The 17,800-nt window shown below is 45.7% G+C and carries 13 protein-coding genes; 3 read left to right on the top strand and 10 right to left on the bottom strand.

Annotated features, from left to right (window positions below):
* Positions 1–5: 5 nt before the first annotated feature.
* The 4 genes from GVO62_RS06660 to GVO62_RS06675 all read right to left on the bottom strand — a co-directional run bounded on the left by GVO62_RS06660 (position 6) and on the right by GVO62_RS06675 (position 4,571).
* Positions 6–1,118, bottom strand: coding sequence for a YcjF family protein (locus GVO62_RS06660; protein WP_159118280.1), 1,113 nt, complete (start codon positions 1,116–1,118; stop codon positions 6–8).
* On the bottom strand, positions 1,115–2,506 hold the full coding sequence (locus tag GVO62_RS06665; protein ID WP_159118281.1) for a YcjX family protein: 1,392 nt from the start codon (positions 2,504–2,506) through the stop codon (positions 1,115–1,117). Before GVO62_RS06665 ends, GVO62_RS06660 begins: the two co-directional genes overlap by 4 nt.
* A 212-nt stretch (positions 2,507–2,718) precedes the next feature.
* Positions 2,719–3,480, bottom strand: a complete 762-nt coding sequence (locus GVO62_RS06670; protein WP_159118282.1) for an MBL fold metallo-hydrolase — start codon at positions 3,478–3,480, stop codon at positions 2,719–2,721.
* Positions 3,481–3,647: 167 nt separating this feature from the next.
* A complete protein-coding gene (locus tag GVO62_RS06675; protein WP_159118283.1) occupies positions 3,648–4,571 on the bottom strand; it encodes a LysR family transcriptional regulator in 924 nt (307 codons plus the stop codon).
* 233 nt (positions 4,572–4,804) lie between these two features.
* Between GVO62_RS06675 and GVO62_RS06680 the strand changes: the two genes are divergently transcribed.
* Complete coding sequence (locus tag GVO62_RS06680) at positions 4,805–6,025, top strand: acyl-CoA dehydrogenase family protein (protein WP_159118284.1); 1,221 nt, start codon at positions 4,805–4,807, stop codon at positions 6,023–6,025.
* Between the two features lie 67 nt (positions 6,026–6,092).
* Here GVO62_RS06680 and GVO62_RS06685 read toward each other — a convergent pair whose 3' ends face one another.
* From GVO62_RS06685 to GVO62_RS06700, 4 genes are all read right to left on the bottom strand, one after another.
* Positions 6,093–6,611, bottom strand: a complete 519-nt coding sequence (locus tag GVO62_RS06685) for a hypothetical protein (protein ID WP_159118285.1) — start codon at positions 6,609–6,611, stop codon at positions 6,093–6,095.
* A gap of 148 nt (positions 6,612–6,759) precedes the next feature.
* Positions 6,760–9,486 carry a TonB-dependent receptor plug domain-containing protein gene (locus GVO62_RS06690; RefSeq protein WP_236547091.1) on the bottom strand — a complete coding sequence of 909 codons (2,727 nt, stop codon included), beginning with the start codon at positions 9,484–9,486 and terminating at the stop codon, positions 6,760–6,762.
* A gap of 289 nt (positions 9,487–9,775) precedes the next feature.
* The gene (locus tag GVO62_RS06695; RefSeq protein WP_159118286.1) at positions 9,776–11,497 is read right to left on the bottom strand and encodes an amidohydrolase; all 1,722 of its coding nucleotides are present in this window, start codon (positions 11,495–11,497) and stop codon (positions 9,776–9,778) included.
* A 189-nt stretch (positions 11,498–11,686) separates the two neighbouring features.
* Positions 11,687–12,199, bottom strand: coding sequence for a hypothetical protein (locus GVO62_RS06700; protein ID WP_159118287.1), 513 nt, complete (start codon positions 12,197–12,199; stop codon positions 11,687–11,689).
* A gap of 322 nt (positions 12,200–12,521) precedes the next feature.
* Between GVO62_RS06700 and GVO62_RS06705 the strand changes: the two genes are divergently transcribed.
* Positions 12,522–13,058, top strand: coding sequence for a heme NO-binding domain-containing protein (locus tag GVO62_RS06705; RefSeq protein WP_173359561.1), 537 nt, complete (start codon positions 12,522–12,524; stop codon positions 13,056–13,058).
* 8 nt (positions 13,059–13,066) lie between these two features.
* Positions 13,067–14,332: a sensor histidine kinase gene (locus tag GVO62_RS06710; protein WP_159118289.1), complete on the top strand. Its 1,266-nt coding sequence runs from the start codon at positions 13,067–13,069 to the stop codon at positions 14,330–14,332.
* Between the two features lie 101 nt (positions 14,333–14,433).
* Here the strand turns inward: GVO62_RS06710 and GVO62_RS06715 are convergent, their stop codons facing one another.
* Both GVO62_RS06715 and GVO62_RS06720 read right to left on the bottom strand, forming a co-directional pair.
* Positions 14,434–16,527, bottom strand: coding sequence for a TonB-dependent siderophore receptor (locus tag GVO62_RS06715; RefSeq protein ID WP_159118290.1), 2,094 nt, complete (start codon positions 16,525–16,527; stop codon positions 14,434–14,436).
* A 149-nt stretch (positions 16,528–16,676) separates the two neighbouring features.
* Positions 16,677–17,798, bottom strand: coding sequence for an ABC transporter permease (locus GVO62_RS06720; RefSeq protein ID WP_159118291.1), 1,122 nt, complete (start codon positions 17,796–17,798; stop codon positions 16,677–16,679).
* Between the last annotated feature and the right edge of the window lie 2 nt (positions 17,799–17,800).

The raw sequence follows: 17,800 nt of genomic DNA on the forward strand, positions 1-17,800 counted from the left end.
TCGCGCTACTTAAGCAGCTTAATTAGCGCACGCCCTAAACGGGCGTTAAGTGCGCCTGCTGCTATGGCTTCGGCCGAGTTTTCCATAAACTTGGCCGACAAGCTGCCACCAATTTGATTGGCAACTTCATCGGTAGCCAAGTCAAATACGCCCTGCGCCGCAATGTTTTGAGCCAGCACTTTTAGCAACTTCCAGTTTCCTGCTGTGCTCGGTCTGAGCCCATATACACGGGCCATACGGCGAATGGTTCGAAAGCTAATCCAAATCACAGCAAAGGTTTGAATAAGGTTGTTTGGGCTAATAAACGCTAGGCTTCCAGCCGTTACCGACTCTTTATTGAGTACCTTATGGGCCTTTTCCTGAACAGGTTTTAACACCGTATCTTCGTAAAGACCAAGCCGTTCTGGCCCTGTCATATCGTCTTGAAGTTGCTGTTTATAGCGGTCGAAGCAGTGCGCTGCGTAAGAGCCCCGGGAAAAGCGTTTTCCGTGCTGACTTAACACCCGGTCTATTTTTTGTGGTGAAGTTTCATTTCGCTTATTAGCCAGCAAATTTCGGATAACACCAGCATCTTCCATCGCCGTATTCACTTGCTTGTAGCCGCGCCACTCTTTGAAACTTAAAAAGCTAAAACAGCTAACAAACCCCACCAGTAGCGCACCTAATACGCCTGTTCCAATGGGATGGTCAGAAACGTTAGCAGCAAGGGTGGTATAGGCTTCAAATACAAAAAAGCCAATTAACGAAACAACACCAAACCCCAAGGTTGCCGCACCTAAAGAAATGCCATCTTTATTTACATCTACTTCCCACACGTCTTCACTAACTTGCTGTGGAAGCTTGGTCTTAGGCTGTGCAATATCTAAGGTTTGTGTTTTTACCTTAGTTTTGTACTGCGGTTTATTCACGGAGCCTGATTTGTGCATTGGCTCGCCATCTTGATAATCATTACCGTCATCAGCAGTTGTTTCATTTAGCTGCTCATCGTACTTATCACGTTGTTGAGACACGTGTTCCGAATAAGCCGTGCCGTCTTGCTCGCCAAACCCATTATTTTTAAGTGTAGACGGGCGCGTAGGCTCTGGGCTTTCATCAAATTTATAAGGTTTATCGCTCATTCTTGCTCTCCTTTGCCCAGTAAAAACTGAAGCAGTCTGTCTACGCCCTTACCCGCTAAAATACGCGCCTTAAAATCGTTGGGCACAGTCACATCAGGTACTGGAAAATGGCTGCCTTCTTCCATTTCTTTCAGCGTGCTTGGAATGGGTTCAAACATAGATTCGACATAGCGGCCATCGGTGTCTTGATAGCGAATAGCATCTTCGTTACTGCCATCATCGGTCACTTGCATGCTAGATACTAAAAAGTGTTCGAATTGAATAGGCTTATCATCGAACCGGGCTCTGGCCCCTTCAGTAATTTGGGTAAGTAAACTGAGTAAGTTTGCACGCTGACTTACTGGCACGAGATCTGACTTGGTCGCTACAAACGCCACTTTGCCTATTTGTTCTTTTTTCAGCACATTGCGCGAAAACCACGTGCTTTGCCCGTACACAAAAGTGTCGGCCAAATGGCTTAAAGTTTCCTTTAACTGATACAAGTGCTGCCTGCTGTGGTTAAGCCCTTCAAACAAATCCACCAGAATAATTTGCTTATCGGTTTCCTTAAAAATGGACTGTTTTAACGGCGTTAACCATCGACTTTGAAACTTCGAAAAATGCTTATCAAAAATTTTAAACCATGGGTGCGATACATCACTGGTAATGCTAGACGGTAGTGGCGTGAAACCAAACGCCTGCCAGTCGAAATCGCTCGACTCTAATAAAAAGCTGCCTGGCTGAAGTAGTGATATACCGTTCGCTTTGGCGTCAATAAGGTAATCCCGATAGGCGTTAACGAGTAGCTTAATACGCTGCTCTGTAGGCTCTTGCTCGAAATCGAATTGATTAACATACGCTTTCCACTGACTGGCAAAATACTGCTGGGGCCCGCTGCTTAACTGCGCCCACGCAGAGTCTGACCAATGGGCGTAGGTTTTACTTAGCATAGGAATATCGGTCACCCATTCCCCTGGGTAATCGATAAACTCAAACACTACATCGCTATGAGGCAGTACATGACGTTTTAGCGAGGCTGTTTCTTTAAGTCGTACTACTAGTTTAAAACCAAATGCTTCTTCGGTAGCTTTCGGCCACTGGCCGTTTTCAAGATCAGTAATATTCTGCAAATGAGGAAAGGGTTTATAGCCTTCAATGGGCTCTATTCGCATGTCTAGCACTTGAGAAGGCGGTAAATAACGTAGTAGGGGCAAACACGCATAGCCTTCTTCACTGCGGCTTTTTAGCATAGTGATAAGGCTGGTAAACAGCATGGACTTACCGCTTCGGCTAAGCCCGGTAATAGTGAACCGGTGGGTTTCTTTATTAAACGCACTACTTAGCTTGTCGCCAGTTAGCGACGCCATTGCCCGAGTTTTGTCAAAAAGCGTAGCGATATTCTTTTGCATTATTTTTGTTTGCTGCCTTTGCAGTTCCTGTTCCCTTAAACCTATAGCTTAAAAATAACGTTCTGAGAGCGCGCCTTTCGCTTGATTGCTCTCACTTCACTGCTCTCACCTAATTTTAGGTACGACCTAAAGAGTAATGTGGTTATTAAGAGGTAAAAGCAAGGGCAGTGCCAGCTAAGTTATCACTGTGAAACAAAAAACGCGTTGTTTATTTAATGCTCGCGGGTTTGGTTGAAGAGCTTTTTCTTTATGCGATTTTTACTGGAATGCCAGTGATTCTTTGGCTTGCGCGGTGCATTTTCGATAACGTGTTCAAAATCGATATCTGATTTTTTGGTGGGCGGAACGTGGGCGCAAAAGAATGTATCAATTTGTGACTGCGCCAGCCTTTTCAAGCTTTCACGGTATTGATTCGGATGACACAACGGATACGGTGGAACGAGTTCGCCCTTCACCTGCACCAGCACGTCAGCAATGTAAGCCTGCTGCGTAGGAATGTGCGCAAGGGTTAAATCATGATCGGTGTGACCCGGCGTGTAGATTACTTGCCAGTCGGGAAAACCAGGCAACGTTTGGTTGTCTTTGAGCGTCATGTCTGGCGCTAAAATTGGGTTATACCAAATGGGCATTCTTGGTTTGCCAATACGATTTGCCACCCACCAGGTTAACAGCAAATCGATACCGTGAGCAGTACGCCCTGCAAAACCAGCGTACCAATTGACCGCTTTAGGATGAGACGCCACTTGCGCGCCTGTGCGCTGACGCAACTTAATAGCACCACCTGCGTGATCGGGATGCATGTGGGTAACCACAATAAGCTTTAAGTCAGTTAACGGTCGGCCCAAGGTTTGGGTAATGTATTTGCACACATTGTCTGCGTCGGCTCGGCTACAGCCATCAAGCAACAGCAAGCCATTGCTGTCTTCAACAAGATAAATATGCTGTATGTAGCCTGATAATGTATGAATTTTCATTACTGCTTCCTGTTCACCAGTACGTGCGAGCTTACCAACAGTGACAACTGCTGCAACTGTGAATTTGTTCTCTAGGCGCTTTTTGATACACGGTTACATAGCGTATTACACCCGTTTACTACTGGCAGCGGGTTAGAGCTCATAATTACACCAAATCCTATCAGAACCTATCTGGTAAGACCAGATTCAGCGAACAAGTGTAGCATTAAATCGCGAAGCCACATCAGCCCAGGTTCGCCTTCTTGCTGGCTATGCCAGTAAAGGTGCGTTTCCAGTGCAGGTATTTGATAAGGCAGCTTAGTGCTTATCAGTTTATCGTCGCTTACTGCATCGGCTACAGAACCCGGCAAGGTTAATAGCGCTTCTGTATTAGCCACCACATCTGCTGCCGCCCGGTAATTTTGGCAACGCCATAAAGAGGGCCGACTTACGCCTAATTGTTGCAGCGCAATTTCTTCTACCGACGCGCCTTTAGCGCGGTTAGATACTGTAATATGACGTGCAGCCACGTACTTTTTCTTATCTAAATTCTGCGCTAAGGGGTTTTGCTTATTCATAAGCACCTTGTAGGTATCCCGACGTAATAGAGAATGGGAAATTGGTGCTGCAACGGCGCGGCCAATATCAATAACTAAGTGAAGGTTTCGGTTGGTTAAATCAGCCAGCATGGTGTCACGATGTAAGCGAGTGCTTACTATTTCGATATTAGGCGCCTGTTTTTCAAGGGTAGAGAGTAAAACTGGCAACACACCTAATTCTAACGACTCTTGCATGGCGATAACAAAGCGCTGATGGCTGTGTAACGGGTTGAAGTCAGCAAACTCCCCTAGCGCTTTTCGAATATCGCTCAAGGCTTTCAATATAGCGGGGGCTAAACGTTCGCAGGCTGCAGTGGGCAGCATACTTTGCTTTTCTTTTACAAAAAGCGAGTCGCCTAAAATATCCCGAAACCGGCGCATGGCATGGCTAACTGCCGACGGCGTAATGTGCAGCGCTTCAGCCACCCGGGTCATGTTTCTATGCTGCCAAAGGGCTTCAAACACCTTCAGCAAATTCAAATCGAGCTTTTCAAATTGTCTGTTTTCAAGCATTCGCCAAACCATGAATAAAATTCACACCATTTAAGGATTATATTTCATTTCATTCACTGAGCAAGTTTCTCTAGTATGAGCCTAACGAAGTACATTCGCGCGCCCTATTCGATGATCACAGTACATGGTTTTGCGCGCTTGGATAAACAACCCGACCATGTGATGCGAAACTCAAATACGCTGTTTCTAAGCATTACAAACGAAAGCGAACAATATAAAGATAAAGGTACCCTATGGATTTCTCACATAACGACAAAACCAAAGCCTTATTAGAAAAACTTGATAACTTCATTGCTGAACATATCGCGCCAATTGAAAATGAAGTTTACGACTTTCATCATAAAGAAAATAATCACGGCGATTGGAAAAACTGGAAGCTACACCCTGGCACCGAGGCACTTAAAGCCAAAGCACGTGAAGCAGGCTTAGCGAATTTATTCTTACCCGATGCTAAGCTAGGCCAAGGCCTGACTACGCTGGAATATGCGCCGATGGCTGAGCGCATGGGGAAATACCTCTTTGCCCCTGAAATATTTAACTGTAATGCACCTGACACCGGCAACATGGAAGTGCTGTATCACTTTGGTAGCGATGCACAAAAAGAAACGTGGCTAACACCATTACTGGCTGGCGAGATCCGCTCGGTATTTGGCATGACCGAACCTGATGTTGCTTCGTCTGATGCGACCAACATGGCCGCCACCATCATTGAAGATGGTGACGATGTCGTTATTAACGGCAAGAAGTGGTGGTCGACAGGCCTAGGCCATCCTAACGCGGCATTCACGATATTCATGGGTCTTAGCAACCCAGAAAATGACAAGCACAGCCGCCACAGTATGGTAATAGTGCCGCTAGACACACCCGGAATTACTATAAAGCGTATGCTAGATGCCTACGGCGATTATGATGCGCCATACGGCCATGGCGAAATGCACTTTGATAATGTTCGTGTAAGTAAAGACAACATTATAATGGGTTTAGGCAAAGGATTTGCGATAGCACAAGGTCGCTTAGGCCCAGGCCGCATTCACCACTGTATGCGCGCTATCGGCATGGCCGAAAAAGCATTAGAGCTAGCGCTTAAACGCGGTCACGAACGGGTTGCTTTTGGTAAGCCCATCATCCGTTTAGGAGGTAACCTAGAGCGCGTTGCTGATGCTCGCATGGCAATAGAGCAAGCGCGATTACTTACCCTTCACGCAGCATGGAAAATAGATAATTTAGGCGTTAAACACGCTATGACAGAGATCTCAGCCATCAAAGTAGTAGTGCCAAACATGCTACAAAGCGTGGTGGATATGGCACTGCAAATTCACGGCGGCGCAGGTATGTGTAGCGACTTCCCACTAGCACGCTTTGCGGCTGGCGCAAGAGCCCTTCGCTTAGCTGATGGCCCAGACGAAGTGCACAAAGGCATGGTGTCGCGCCTAGAGCTTAAAAAATATCAGTAATAAAAACTAACACAAAAAAATGCGGCTTAATGCCGCATTTTTTATAGTTTCGAAGAAGCGCAAAGAACTAGTTGCCCTCTTTGCGCTGCTCAATGCGCTGATGCAGCGCGTCTAGCTTTCTGAAGCTGTCAAACAGTTCTGGGTGTGTGGCAACGAGCGCGGCAACATGCTCAAAAGCTTCTTCTCGCGTGTCGTTAGTAAGAAAACGAATATCATCGTCGCTAGGTAAGCGATTGAGTTCGATACCCGGGACTGTAGAAGAGGTTTGAATCTTCATGGCGCGAAAGTCTTTCACATAGCGGGGCTCACAGCTTTTACGGGCAATTTTGCTTCCAATGGACTTTTGATATTTGCAGATAACATCGAATTTCGCAGTTTCATTGATACTGTTGTACAGTTCTAAGAATTCGAAGCGCTGATTATCGAATGCTCTTTTTAATTGCGGTGTAGTCTTTTGGCCGAATACTTCAATTTTTTCAACGCGTTCTTTATCGTTTTGCGCGGCTACCTGAAAGCTTGCTGCAAGCGCTAGCGACAGCGCAGCTGTTTTTATGGCATGAAGCCCGTATTTACGTAGGTTTATCATAGTTAACTTCCTCGTTGTTTTACTTGTACATTTCTCAACTTAGCACTTGGATAAATTTCAGTCAAAAAAAACCGCTTCTTATAACAAGAAGCGGTATTCAATTTTGTTTATAAACTAGTTAGTTAGCTTTTTATCTGGCTAAAATGGCTTAGTAAGTATAACGTGCCTGCACGTACCACATACCACCATTGAAACCAAACGGACTAGCTTCTGAGTAAAGCTGACCTAAGCTTCCCGCACTTGGATTTTCTTCTGGATATTCGTCGAACAGGTTGTTCACACCAATAACAAGGTCGAGATTTTCGCTGTAAGAGTATTTAGCTTCAACGTCTATCAAGATAGCCGCATCAATACCGTCTACACCGTTACCTGTGTCGTCCCAACCTCCGTAGTAGTTAGCGCGAACTAGAGTGCGAAGTGCGCCTTGCGTGTGCGTCCAAGAAATATTACCGCGAAGGTTTGGCAGTAAGTCTTCAATAGCTGCAACACGACCTTCACCGATAGGGTTAAGTGTACCTACATCGTCTACTTCGGTTTCGTTGTAGTTTGCCGCTAGCGTAATACGTGAGTTACCTTCCCATAAATCGAAACTGTAGTTACCTACAATGTCGATACCGCGTGTAGTAGTGTCAAAGCTGTTCGAGAAGAAACGGAACTGCGACAAATCATCAAGACCAATAAAGTCTGAACGGTCGATAATACCCGACGCATCAAGCTCGGTAAGCGCTTCAGATACGGTTGCGTAGTTTGTACCGCCACCGGCGAAGTTAAGCGCATCTAGGAAGTTTACGTTGGCACCTAGCGCAACACGGTTTTCCATTTCGATGTTGTAGAAATCGATGGTCCAGCTCATGTCTGCCACATCAATTGATGCACCGAATGAGAAGTTCACCGCTTCCTCTGGCCCTAGGTCTGGACGACCGTTGCCTTGGCTTTCAATGAAGTCAGCCGCTAGTTGACCTGCCGCCGATGACAATGGCAGTGTACCTTGGTCAATCAATACGCCGTTCACGTTTTGCGTTGTAACGTTAGTAATGCTTGCCTGTCCCGCTGTTGGCGCGTGGAAACCGGTTGAGTACGCTCCGCGTAAACGGAAGTCGTCAGTTACGTGGAAAATACCCGCAAGTTTAAAGTCAGTGGTATCACCGAATTCGCTGAAGTCTTCACGACGCAGGGCTGCTTGTAGGGTAAGTTGCTCTGTTACGTCGGCTTCCAAGTCAATGTAAACCGCGTTACTGTCTTGCGACGAGCTAGTATCACGAGGGAAACCACCAAAACCGTTCGAGCTAGATGAGAAGCCTTGGCTTGCTAGCGGACCAAGCGCATAAGACGCTTCATCACCGGCAAATAAGTCAAACTCTTCTTTACGGTATTCTGCACCAAACGCAACGTTTAAGTCAGACGCTAAACCTACATCAACACCGTACACAAAGTTAAGGTTAACTAGTGTTTCGGTTTGCTCTTGACCACCAGGTACAAAATCACGCGGAGTAGCTGGGCCTAAAGATGCGTTAATGGTGTTCTTAATGAAGAAATCTGTGCGGTTAGAGCCACGCTGCGCACTGAAGTCGTAGCCTAAGCCGTTACCTACTTCTAAATCGCCACGCACACCTACCGTAAACGCCATGTCTTCGTTATCGCCACCAAAGCGCGGCACAAAGCCGGTAGGAATGGTTTCAATAAACGAGAAACAGTTATCGTCGGCTTGAACCTGAGCAAGGAAAGATGGGTCAGGGAATACATTACCATTACCGCCAATTGGAATACCGTCGATACAGCTTCCACCTACACCTACGCCGTCAAGGTCGCCTACAAGCACTGAGTGTACACCGTCTGGATCTTCTAAACCCGTTAGAGGGTCAACCAGTGGGCCTGCATATACACCACCGCGCTGGCTGCCCTCGGTTACCGGGTTACGGTAGAAGAAACCGCCGGTTACTGTACGCTTGCCGTAGTTACCGAATAAGTACAGCTCGGCTTTGTCGTTTAACTCGTATGCTGAGTTAATAAACACTTTATAGTCGTCTTCTACGTCTGGCTGGCCCCAGTACTGTGGCACTTCATTGGTGTAGGTGTTAATGGTCGAAAAATCTGCCTGAGTTAAGTAACCCGCATCAACCATGCCCTGCACGTCGTTACGTACTACTGAGCGCACAGTACCTTCAACGTCACGAATTTCACCTGTGATGTTTACAAAGCCATCTGCGCCTAGCGAGAAACCAGCGTTAGCAGAAATGGTGTAGTTGTCACCATCGCCTTCATAGGTAGAGCCATAGTTTGCACGGAACTCAAAACCTTCATCGTCATCGCGGAGCAAGAAGTTAAGCACACCTGCGATAGCGTCTGAACCGTACTGTGACGATGCACCGTCACGTAGTACTTCTACTTGCTTCAGGGCGAGTGATGGAATTGCCGAAATATCAACACCCTGCGCCCCATCAGAAATACCGCCACCAAGGAAAGAAATGATAGAGCCACGGTGACGGCGCTTACCGTTTACCAGTACCAACACGTTATCTGGCGACAGACCACGCATGTTAGCCGGGCGCACAATGGTAGCCGCATCACTGATTGGCTGTGTGTTTACATCGAACGACGGTACATTCGTACGCAACATATCTTGCACGTCGCTTGACGAGTTCTGGCGGAATTCCTCACCCGTAATAACATCTACCGGTACTGGCGAGTCGGCTGCAGAGCGGTTGCTCATGCGTGTACCCGTTACAATAATATTTTCAAAATCTTCTGCTTTCTCTTCCGCTTCTTGTGCAAAAGCAGGTGCTGACATTGCCGCAAAAAACGGTAATGAACTAGCAATAATGGCTGAGGTTATTCGATTAAGTTTTTTCCCTTTAGGAAAGTTACCTTGATCCAATGTGTTTCTCCTTCAAGACTTGTGGTTTTTTAAGCGTTTTAAGGTTTTTGATTATTTTTATTATTGGCGTAGGCAACACTTATTAGCGGTTGTTGAATAGAATGTGATACAACCAAACTAATATGCATCTTTAAATTAGAATAAATTCACTAAAAAATACACCTTATTCAGATAATTATCACTCATTAGACGAATATTATATTAGCCTTTAGGATAAAAGAACGCTTTGTTATTAAGAGGAGCGCAGAAAGTGCCGCACGCAACAGCATGCAGCGCTTATAAGAACAGATTAATTATTGGTAAGATTTTGAAAGACTACCTTGCCGTTTACCACCGTCATTACAACGTTGGCCTTCAAAATATCGCTAGGTTCTGCTGTCATAAAATTAGTGTCGAAAACGGAAAAGTCGGCATATTTGCCCACTTCAATAGAGCCTAAATTATCTTCTTGAAACGACGCATAGGCAGGCCATAGGGTGAACATGCGAAGCGCATCTTCCCGAGATAACGACAATTCTGGGTGCCAACCTTTATCTTGCGTACCGTTAAGCCTACTACGGGTAATAGCTGCGTAAAACTCAATGCGTGGGTCGCCCACTTCAACTGGCGCGTCTGATCCGCCTACCAAGATCACACCTTTATTCACCAGCGATTTCCAAGGGTAAGCGTATTCTAAGCGGCTGTAGCCCAAACGGCTTGGCGCAAAGTTTAAGTCACCTATGGCATGACTTGGCTGCATTGATGCCACAATATTCATGTCTGCCAGTCTGTCTTGCTGATTGGGTGGAATAATTTGCGCGTGCTCTAAGCGCCAGCGCAGATCATCTGATTTCCACTGGGCGGTGGGCAACGCCTTCCACGCCTCTTCGTACCAATTAAGCGTTGAATATAATGCGCGATCGCCAATAACGTGGGTCATTACTTGAAAGCCCTGCTTTAACGCCTGTTCCAACACGGGCATAAGCTCAGCTTTTGTGGTGCGGTTCATAAAACCGCTATGATCAGCATCGCTGTAAGGCGCAAGAAGCGCAGCACCACGAGAACCTAAGGTGCCGTCGATAAACACCTTTATCCCATTTAAATAAAACAGCCCTTGTGCAAGCGTTTCAGTGCCATTTTGAAAAAGCTTATCAGACTCGCTAATAGGTATGGCAATATAAACCCGGTGCAGCATTTCGTCATCGTTGGCCAGTTGCTTTAACTGCTGAACCTCTCGCCACTTCATGCCAGCGTCGTGGGTTGCCGTCCACCCTTGCGACACATTTACCTGCATACCGCGCTTTAAATTTTCTTGTATATATTGATTGGACTCGGGGGGTAAAATATTTCTAAAGAAGTCCATTGCCGTTGCCAAAACATAGCCGGTAGGCGTGCCATCGTTATAGCGTTCAAACTTACCGCCTTCAGGGTCGGGGGTGTTTTTGGTGACACCCGCAAGGGCCAACGCTTTTGAGTTTACCACGGCTGAAACACCGTCGGCGCGGGGCATAAACAGCGGCTTTTTTTGAGTGAACGCATCGAGGTCGGCAGCGGTTAGAAAACGTTGTTCATCTTGCCACTCGCGCTCTATCCACCCGCGACCTAATACCCATTCACCTTCTGGCACGGTTTGAGCAAAGGCTTTAATTTCAGCCACTGTGGCCTTTAACGTAGGTATACCGAACAAACTGAGGGTGCGCGTGCGTTTGCCTACCCCTTCAAGATGCTGATGGCTGTCGGTAAAGCCAGGGAAAAGCGTGCTGCCCTGTAAATCAATGCGTTTTTCAGCACCGCAGTGCCACGGCGCGGCGTCAGCATCTTTGCCCACAAACGCAATACGCCCGTCTTTAACTGCAACCACTTCGGCCTGCCAATTCTTATCGTCAGCCGTATAGATAACACCGTTATGAAATACCACATCAGAACTGATGCAGGTTTCCGTCGCTTGCGCTAAACAAACGTGAGATACACAGACTGTAGTGGCAATAAACCCTTTGAGTATTGTGCGCGATAGCGCGGTTGAAAACGTCATGTTCGCCTACTTTATTCCTCGTTGCATTTATCAGTAGATAAACGCTAAATGCGGCCAGATAAGTGAACATGCGCTTGATAAACACACGTCATTAAAAGTCCTTTTTTATGGGGTATCAAGACACTAGCAACTGCATTAATTTTAATCAAGGCAGTTGCTTGGTTTGCGAAAAAATAACGATGGTGTTTATTAGTTATCGGCTTCGCTGCGCGCTTTAATTCGCTCATGAAGCGCATCTAATTTCATAAAACTGTCTAGCAGCTTTTGGTTGGTTGCCACTAGAGCAGCAACATGTTGATAAGCTTCTTCCCGAGTATCTTTCGTTAAAAAGCGCAGAGTGTCGTCGTTGGGCAGGCGATTAAAATCAATGCCTGGCTGAGTAGACCAGGTTTGAACCGTTAACGCCCGAAAATCAATCATGTATCTGGGTTCGCATAACTTGCGCGCAATTTGGCTGCCAGTAAATTTGCGCCATTTACAAATTACGTCGAACTGGGCATCCGTATTAACGGAATTGTATAACTCAATAAAGGCCATTTGCTGCTTTTTAAACGCGCGCTTTAATTGAGGCGTAGTTTTCTCGCCCTGCACGTCAATAGTTTCCACAGACTGCATATCGGGTTGAGCAAATACCGCCGAATTCATGGTTAGGCTTAAAACGGCTGTACCAAAGAGCAAAGACACTTTTTTCAATGATTGCATGACGTTTTCCTTAATAAGTCTCACTTTCATAACAGTAGTCATTGGTTAATTTGCAATCAAATTAATTAAGGTTAAGTCTGCGGTTTTCCATATCCATATTTTAAAACGCTGCGGAATATAAATCGTCTACACTTTTGCTCTAAAACTTTTTGTTTTAATCTCTTTATCTTAAACTTTTTACCTCAAGGCTTTGGGTCCATAACGCAATAAGTACATAAAAAAACGGCGTAATTTTTAATAAAACGCGTCGCTCTCTCGCAGTTTCTGAACCCTGTGCTATGTTTTTTCATAGGTAGTGTAAAGGAGATGCCCCGTGTACGGCATGATAAACAAATTTATATCCACAACAGTGATTAATCGATACGGCCAATCTGCATGGGATGAAATAAAAACATCCTTGGGAGATTACGAGTCGACCTTTCTAGAAGTGCAGCCATATAGCGATGAAGTGACGTTCGGTATTGTTGGTGCTTCTGTTGAGCATTTAAACGTAGACTTAGCCGTATTTCTTCGTCAAATGGGAGAAGACTGGGTAAAAGAAACATCGCAAGGCAGCTACAAAGAAATGTATTCGCTGGTCTCAGGCGGCGCATTTGAATTTATTTCCAACTTAAACAACATGCACCAAGTAATTTCAGCGCAGCTGGAAGAGCTAGTGCCTCCATCGTTTTTATGCGAGAAAAACGACGATGGCAGCATCACTATCCATTATCACTCATCACGAGACGGCCTCGAGCCTTTTGTGGAAGGCCTGTTAATGGGTGTGTGCGAACACTTTAATCAGCCGGCAACAGTCTCAACCGTTAAACTGCGAGACGAAAACAACCCGTTTAGCACCTTTCGCATCGACTTTAAATGAGCTAGCCAGTGCAATCACAAACGTTTCAATTAGATTTAAATGACAAGCTCAACATTGTTAATTTCAGTAATGCGTTTGGCAAAGTATGCCCTGAGCTTACGGTAAACGCGCCGTTTTCAGAGCTGTTTAAGCTTGTGGCACCACAGCTGCCTTTAAGCACCCAAATTATAAAAATGTTCAACGGGCAGCTAATTACTCTTTGCCCCATTAGCAGCCCCTCCTTTGTTTTTGGTGGCGCGTTCTACGAAGTAGAAGACAACTATTGCTTTATCGGTTATCCGCAGCTAACCAACATGGGGCAGCTGTCGAAAATGAACTTGGCGTTAAACGACTTTGTGCATCACGACCCCATCAACTTTTACATTGGCACGCTTCAGCTAAAAGAAAGCATGTATCAGGAAATGATACAGCTTAATGACGAGTTAAAAGCTAGCGCAAAACATTTAGAGAAATTGGTAGAACAGCGCACACAGGAGCTATTGCATGCAGAGAAAATGGCGTCGCTTGGTGTGCTGGCAGCTGGAGTAGCCCATGAAATAAATAACCCGATAGGCTTCTTGTTAAGCAACTTAAATACGCTAAAAAGCTATATGGACGATATCGCTCCGCTTCTTACCAAGCTTAACAACTTGCCGGACAAAGAAAAGGAGCAACTCGATACGCTCACCAACATATCGGTGAACTGGGATAACATTGATTTCATTTGCGAAGATATAGGGCCTTTAATCGACCAAAGTATTGATGGCAGTAAACGGGTAAGTAAAACCGTAGCGGGGCTGAAAAACTTTGCCCATCCGTCAGACTCAAAACAAGAAGTCATGTCGGTTCAGCAGGCTATCGATTTAACCCTGTCGCTACTTAATAACGAGCTAAGGCACAATGTAACCCTTCACTATGAACGGGAAAACGATGTATATATCACCGGCAATTTAACCGAACTAAGCCAAGTTTTTATTAACCTTGTAATGAACGCTACCCAGGCAGTAGAAAAAGACGGCGTTATTTCAATTAAAACTGAAGAACTTGAGAATTCGGTAAAAATTTACATCGCCGACAATGGCTGCGGTATTTCATCAGATAACCTACCCAAGCTATTTCAGCCATTTTTTACAACAAAGGAAGTAGGCTCAGGCACAGGACTGGGTTTAGCCATTAGCCACGGCATTATTGAAAATCACAATGGCAGTATTTCAGTGGAAAGTAAGGAAGGCGTGGGCACCACGTTTACTATTGAACTACCGCTTGCGGATAGCCAAGCAATAGCAGAAAGTTAACTGGCGACGCCTTCGTCACAATCGTTAATGAATGAAGAAGGCACAATACGCCCACCGCATTACGCTAAAACACGCATTAACACGGCGGGCGTATAGCGTAATTAAAACGTATACGACGCACTTAGCTGGGCGTTAATACCCGCGCCGTAATAACCCACGGTATGCAGGCTATTAATGTACTTCTTATCGAAGATATTGTTGATGTTCATGCGAACGGTGAGGTCTTCAGTAAACGCACGTGATGCATACACATTCCCCAAGAAATACGCACCTTGCTCAACGTTGTAATCCACATTACTTATTTCAGACTGCCAGCGACCACCAAAGCCTACTTCCACCTCTGGTGCTTGGGGAATGGTATACCCTAGCTGGAACGTAACCACGTCGCGCGGTGCCCATAAGTTAGCATCATTACCCTGCTCGTCTTCCACATCAATATTGGTGTAAGACGCATTAACACGCAGCGCATCGGTTACTTGCCCAGCTACTTCAATTTCAAAACCGTTAGACTCTACCGACACGCCTTTGTAGTAAAACTGAAGCGTGTCTGGGTTAGTGCCTGCGTAAGCTGCCAAGTTATCTTGCTCTGCAGTAAAGTAAGCAAACGTGGTTAATAAACGGTTGTCGAACCACTGGGCTTTCACGCCGGCCTCAAAGTTTTGGCCTTTGGTCGGGTCTAGGTACTGGCCGTTAATGTCGTACTGCTCTTGCGGCTGATACACGTCTGAATAACTCACATACGCGTTAATATCTTCAGTGACCGCATAGGTAGCACCCACATAAGGGCTGGCTTCGCTTTCTGAGTTATCGATAACCGCACCAGCGTTTTGCCCTGTACGTTCAAAATCAATAGCGTTAAAGCCAGCAATAATATGCATTTCATCGGTAATGCTAAAACGGGCTGAACCGAAGTAACGAGTTAGGGTTTGTTCAATGTTTGAATACTCGGAAGCCGCCAGCCACTCTGGCTCGGCAATCGCATCTAGCGCATAAGGGAACGCTGGTGTGGGGCCGTAAGCAGGGGTAGTAGCATAATCAAAGGCGTGAACGAAAGACACGTCATCGCTGGTAGCGTGGCTTACCCCAAAGTTTACTTCGTGATTACGACCAAATAGGGAAAAGTCACCAAATACACGGCCTTCAACAAGATGAGAATCTCGCTCTGAGTCGTAACGACCCGGCCAGCCAACCAGGCCTAATCCAGTATCTTTATCAATAGCGCCATAGGCGTAAAACAGTTTGCTTTGATCTTCAAAGTCGCGGTAGTTATAGCTAAGCAGCAATTGCCAATCGTTATCGAATACGTAGTCTAGCTCTACAAAGGCATTGGTGGTTTCCGTATCCCACTTCGTCCACTCTTGAGACGTGGTATCGCTAATGTCCCACTCGGCTTGGGTGCCATCGGTATAGTTAAACACCAGCCCGCCCCAGGTGTTGCCGTCGGTATTCGCATCTTGATAAGACAACCCAAACGTAACCGTAGCGTTATCGGTCAACTGGCCGTCGATTACACCGTACACAAAGCTGCGATCGTTTTCCAGGCCATCTATGTGCGACTCTTTATCTTCAACGCTTGCTACTACACGGGCTGCCCAGCTGCCGTCTTCAGTAAGCAGCATTGAATAGTCGCCCTGTACGCGCTTAAAGTTATACGAGCCAATGCTAGCGCCAATTTCACCGCCCTCTTCGTTGGTTGGGCGCTTGCGCACATAGTTAATGGTACCCGACGCATTACCCACACCGGTTAGCAGGCCGTTGGCACCACGAATAACTTCAATTTCTTCATAGCCGTAGGCTTCCACAGCACCGGTAACAATGCCCCAGTCGTTCGGCAGGCCCACGCCGTCTATTTGCGTGTTTTTAATTTCAAAACCACGGGCCGTGTAGTTGGTACGGTTAGTTTCCCACTCTTCTACATTAATACCCGGCGCAAGCTTTAGCGCATCATTAATATTAAACGCACCAAACGACTGCATTAAGTCTTCAGAAAGAATACTAATAGACTGCGGCGTTTCGCTTATTTCCATGGTTAGGCCCGTTGCCCCACGGCTAACGCGGTTTTGACGAACGCCAACAATACGAATTTTTTCAACGTCTGCTTCTTTAGCTTCTACCGTATCGCTTTGCGTAGTTTGCGCATTTACCGACAATGCAAACGCGATAGGCGTTAGTGCAAATAAACTGCTTAATTTCATGGTGTTCTCTGCTATTGGTTTTGAAGGGTTTGTATGTTTTCGGGGCAGGAGTATAAAACAGCTTAAACTTAATTTAAATGATAATTATTACTATTTACACTAAAAATGGAACAACAAAACAGAGATGGATCCAAAACTAGATAACGCTTCTAAGCCATACTACCAATGGTGCTTTTAAATCTTTTAAGCGCTATGAAATAAAACGCGCAACCAATGGCTAAAAGCGTCAATAACTGAGGATATATAACGCTAACGCCCGCCCCTCGATACAATACCCCTTGGGAAGCCATTACGAAGTGCGTATTGGGCATTAGCAACATTGCGTATTGAATGAATTCAGGCATGCTTTCTCTTGGTGTTACACCACCAGAAAGCAACTGTAGAGGAAGTAATACTAAGATAAGTAACAATCCGAACTGGGGCATAGATCGCGCAATAGTGGCCATAAAAATGCCCATACTCGATACGGCAAACAACTGTAAAGCAGCAGCCACCATGAAAAGCCATATTTCGCCATTGATTGGTACGGCGAGAACCCACTGAATGATTAGATACACCGAAAGCAAGGTAGTAACCCACACAACTACCCCCGAGGCCAACAGCTTAGAAAGCATAATTTCACTGTCTGACACTGGCATAGCCAACAGGTGCTCTATAGTACCGCGCTCTTTCTCTCGAATAAGCGCAGCCCCAGACAAAATTATGGCTATCATTGTTACAGCATTAATAAGCTCCATAACAGAACCAAACCAAAAGCTTTCAAGCGCGGGGTTAAATCTGGCTCGCATGATCAATTCGACAGGATAAACAGTGTCAGACTTGTAACCCTGTATATAAGCATTTACTTCATCGGTGATTATTTCGGTAATATAAGCATTGCCGGTAAACGCCTGACTGATACGTGTGGCATCAACGTTAATCTGAACGTCGGGTTCTATGCCAGCCATTATGTCTTTTTCAAATTCAGGGGGAATGGTAACCACAAAGGTATACTTACCAGTGTCTAAATACGTGTCGGCTTCATTGCTTTCAATAATATCTGGCGCTAGAAAATAGGGAGGGTAAAAAGCATCTATCACTCGATTAGATATTTGCGAATTGTCGTGATCGACAAAAGCAATGGGCGCATTGTGCAAAGATTCGGGTACCGCAGTAGCTGCTGTGTAAATGTTTACCGTAAACACATAAATAATAAGGATAAGCATGGCCGGGTCGCGCCATAAACTCCAAAGTTCTTTTATACTCAACTGGGCTACATTTTTAATTTCCACGG

This window comes from Alteromonas sp. KUL150 (genome assembly GCF_009811475.1).
GTDB classification, from domain to species: Bacteria; Pseudomonadota; Gammaproteobacteria; order Enterobacterales; family Alteromonadaceae; genus Alteromonas; species Alteromonas gracilis.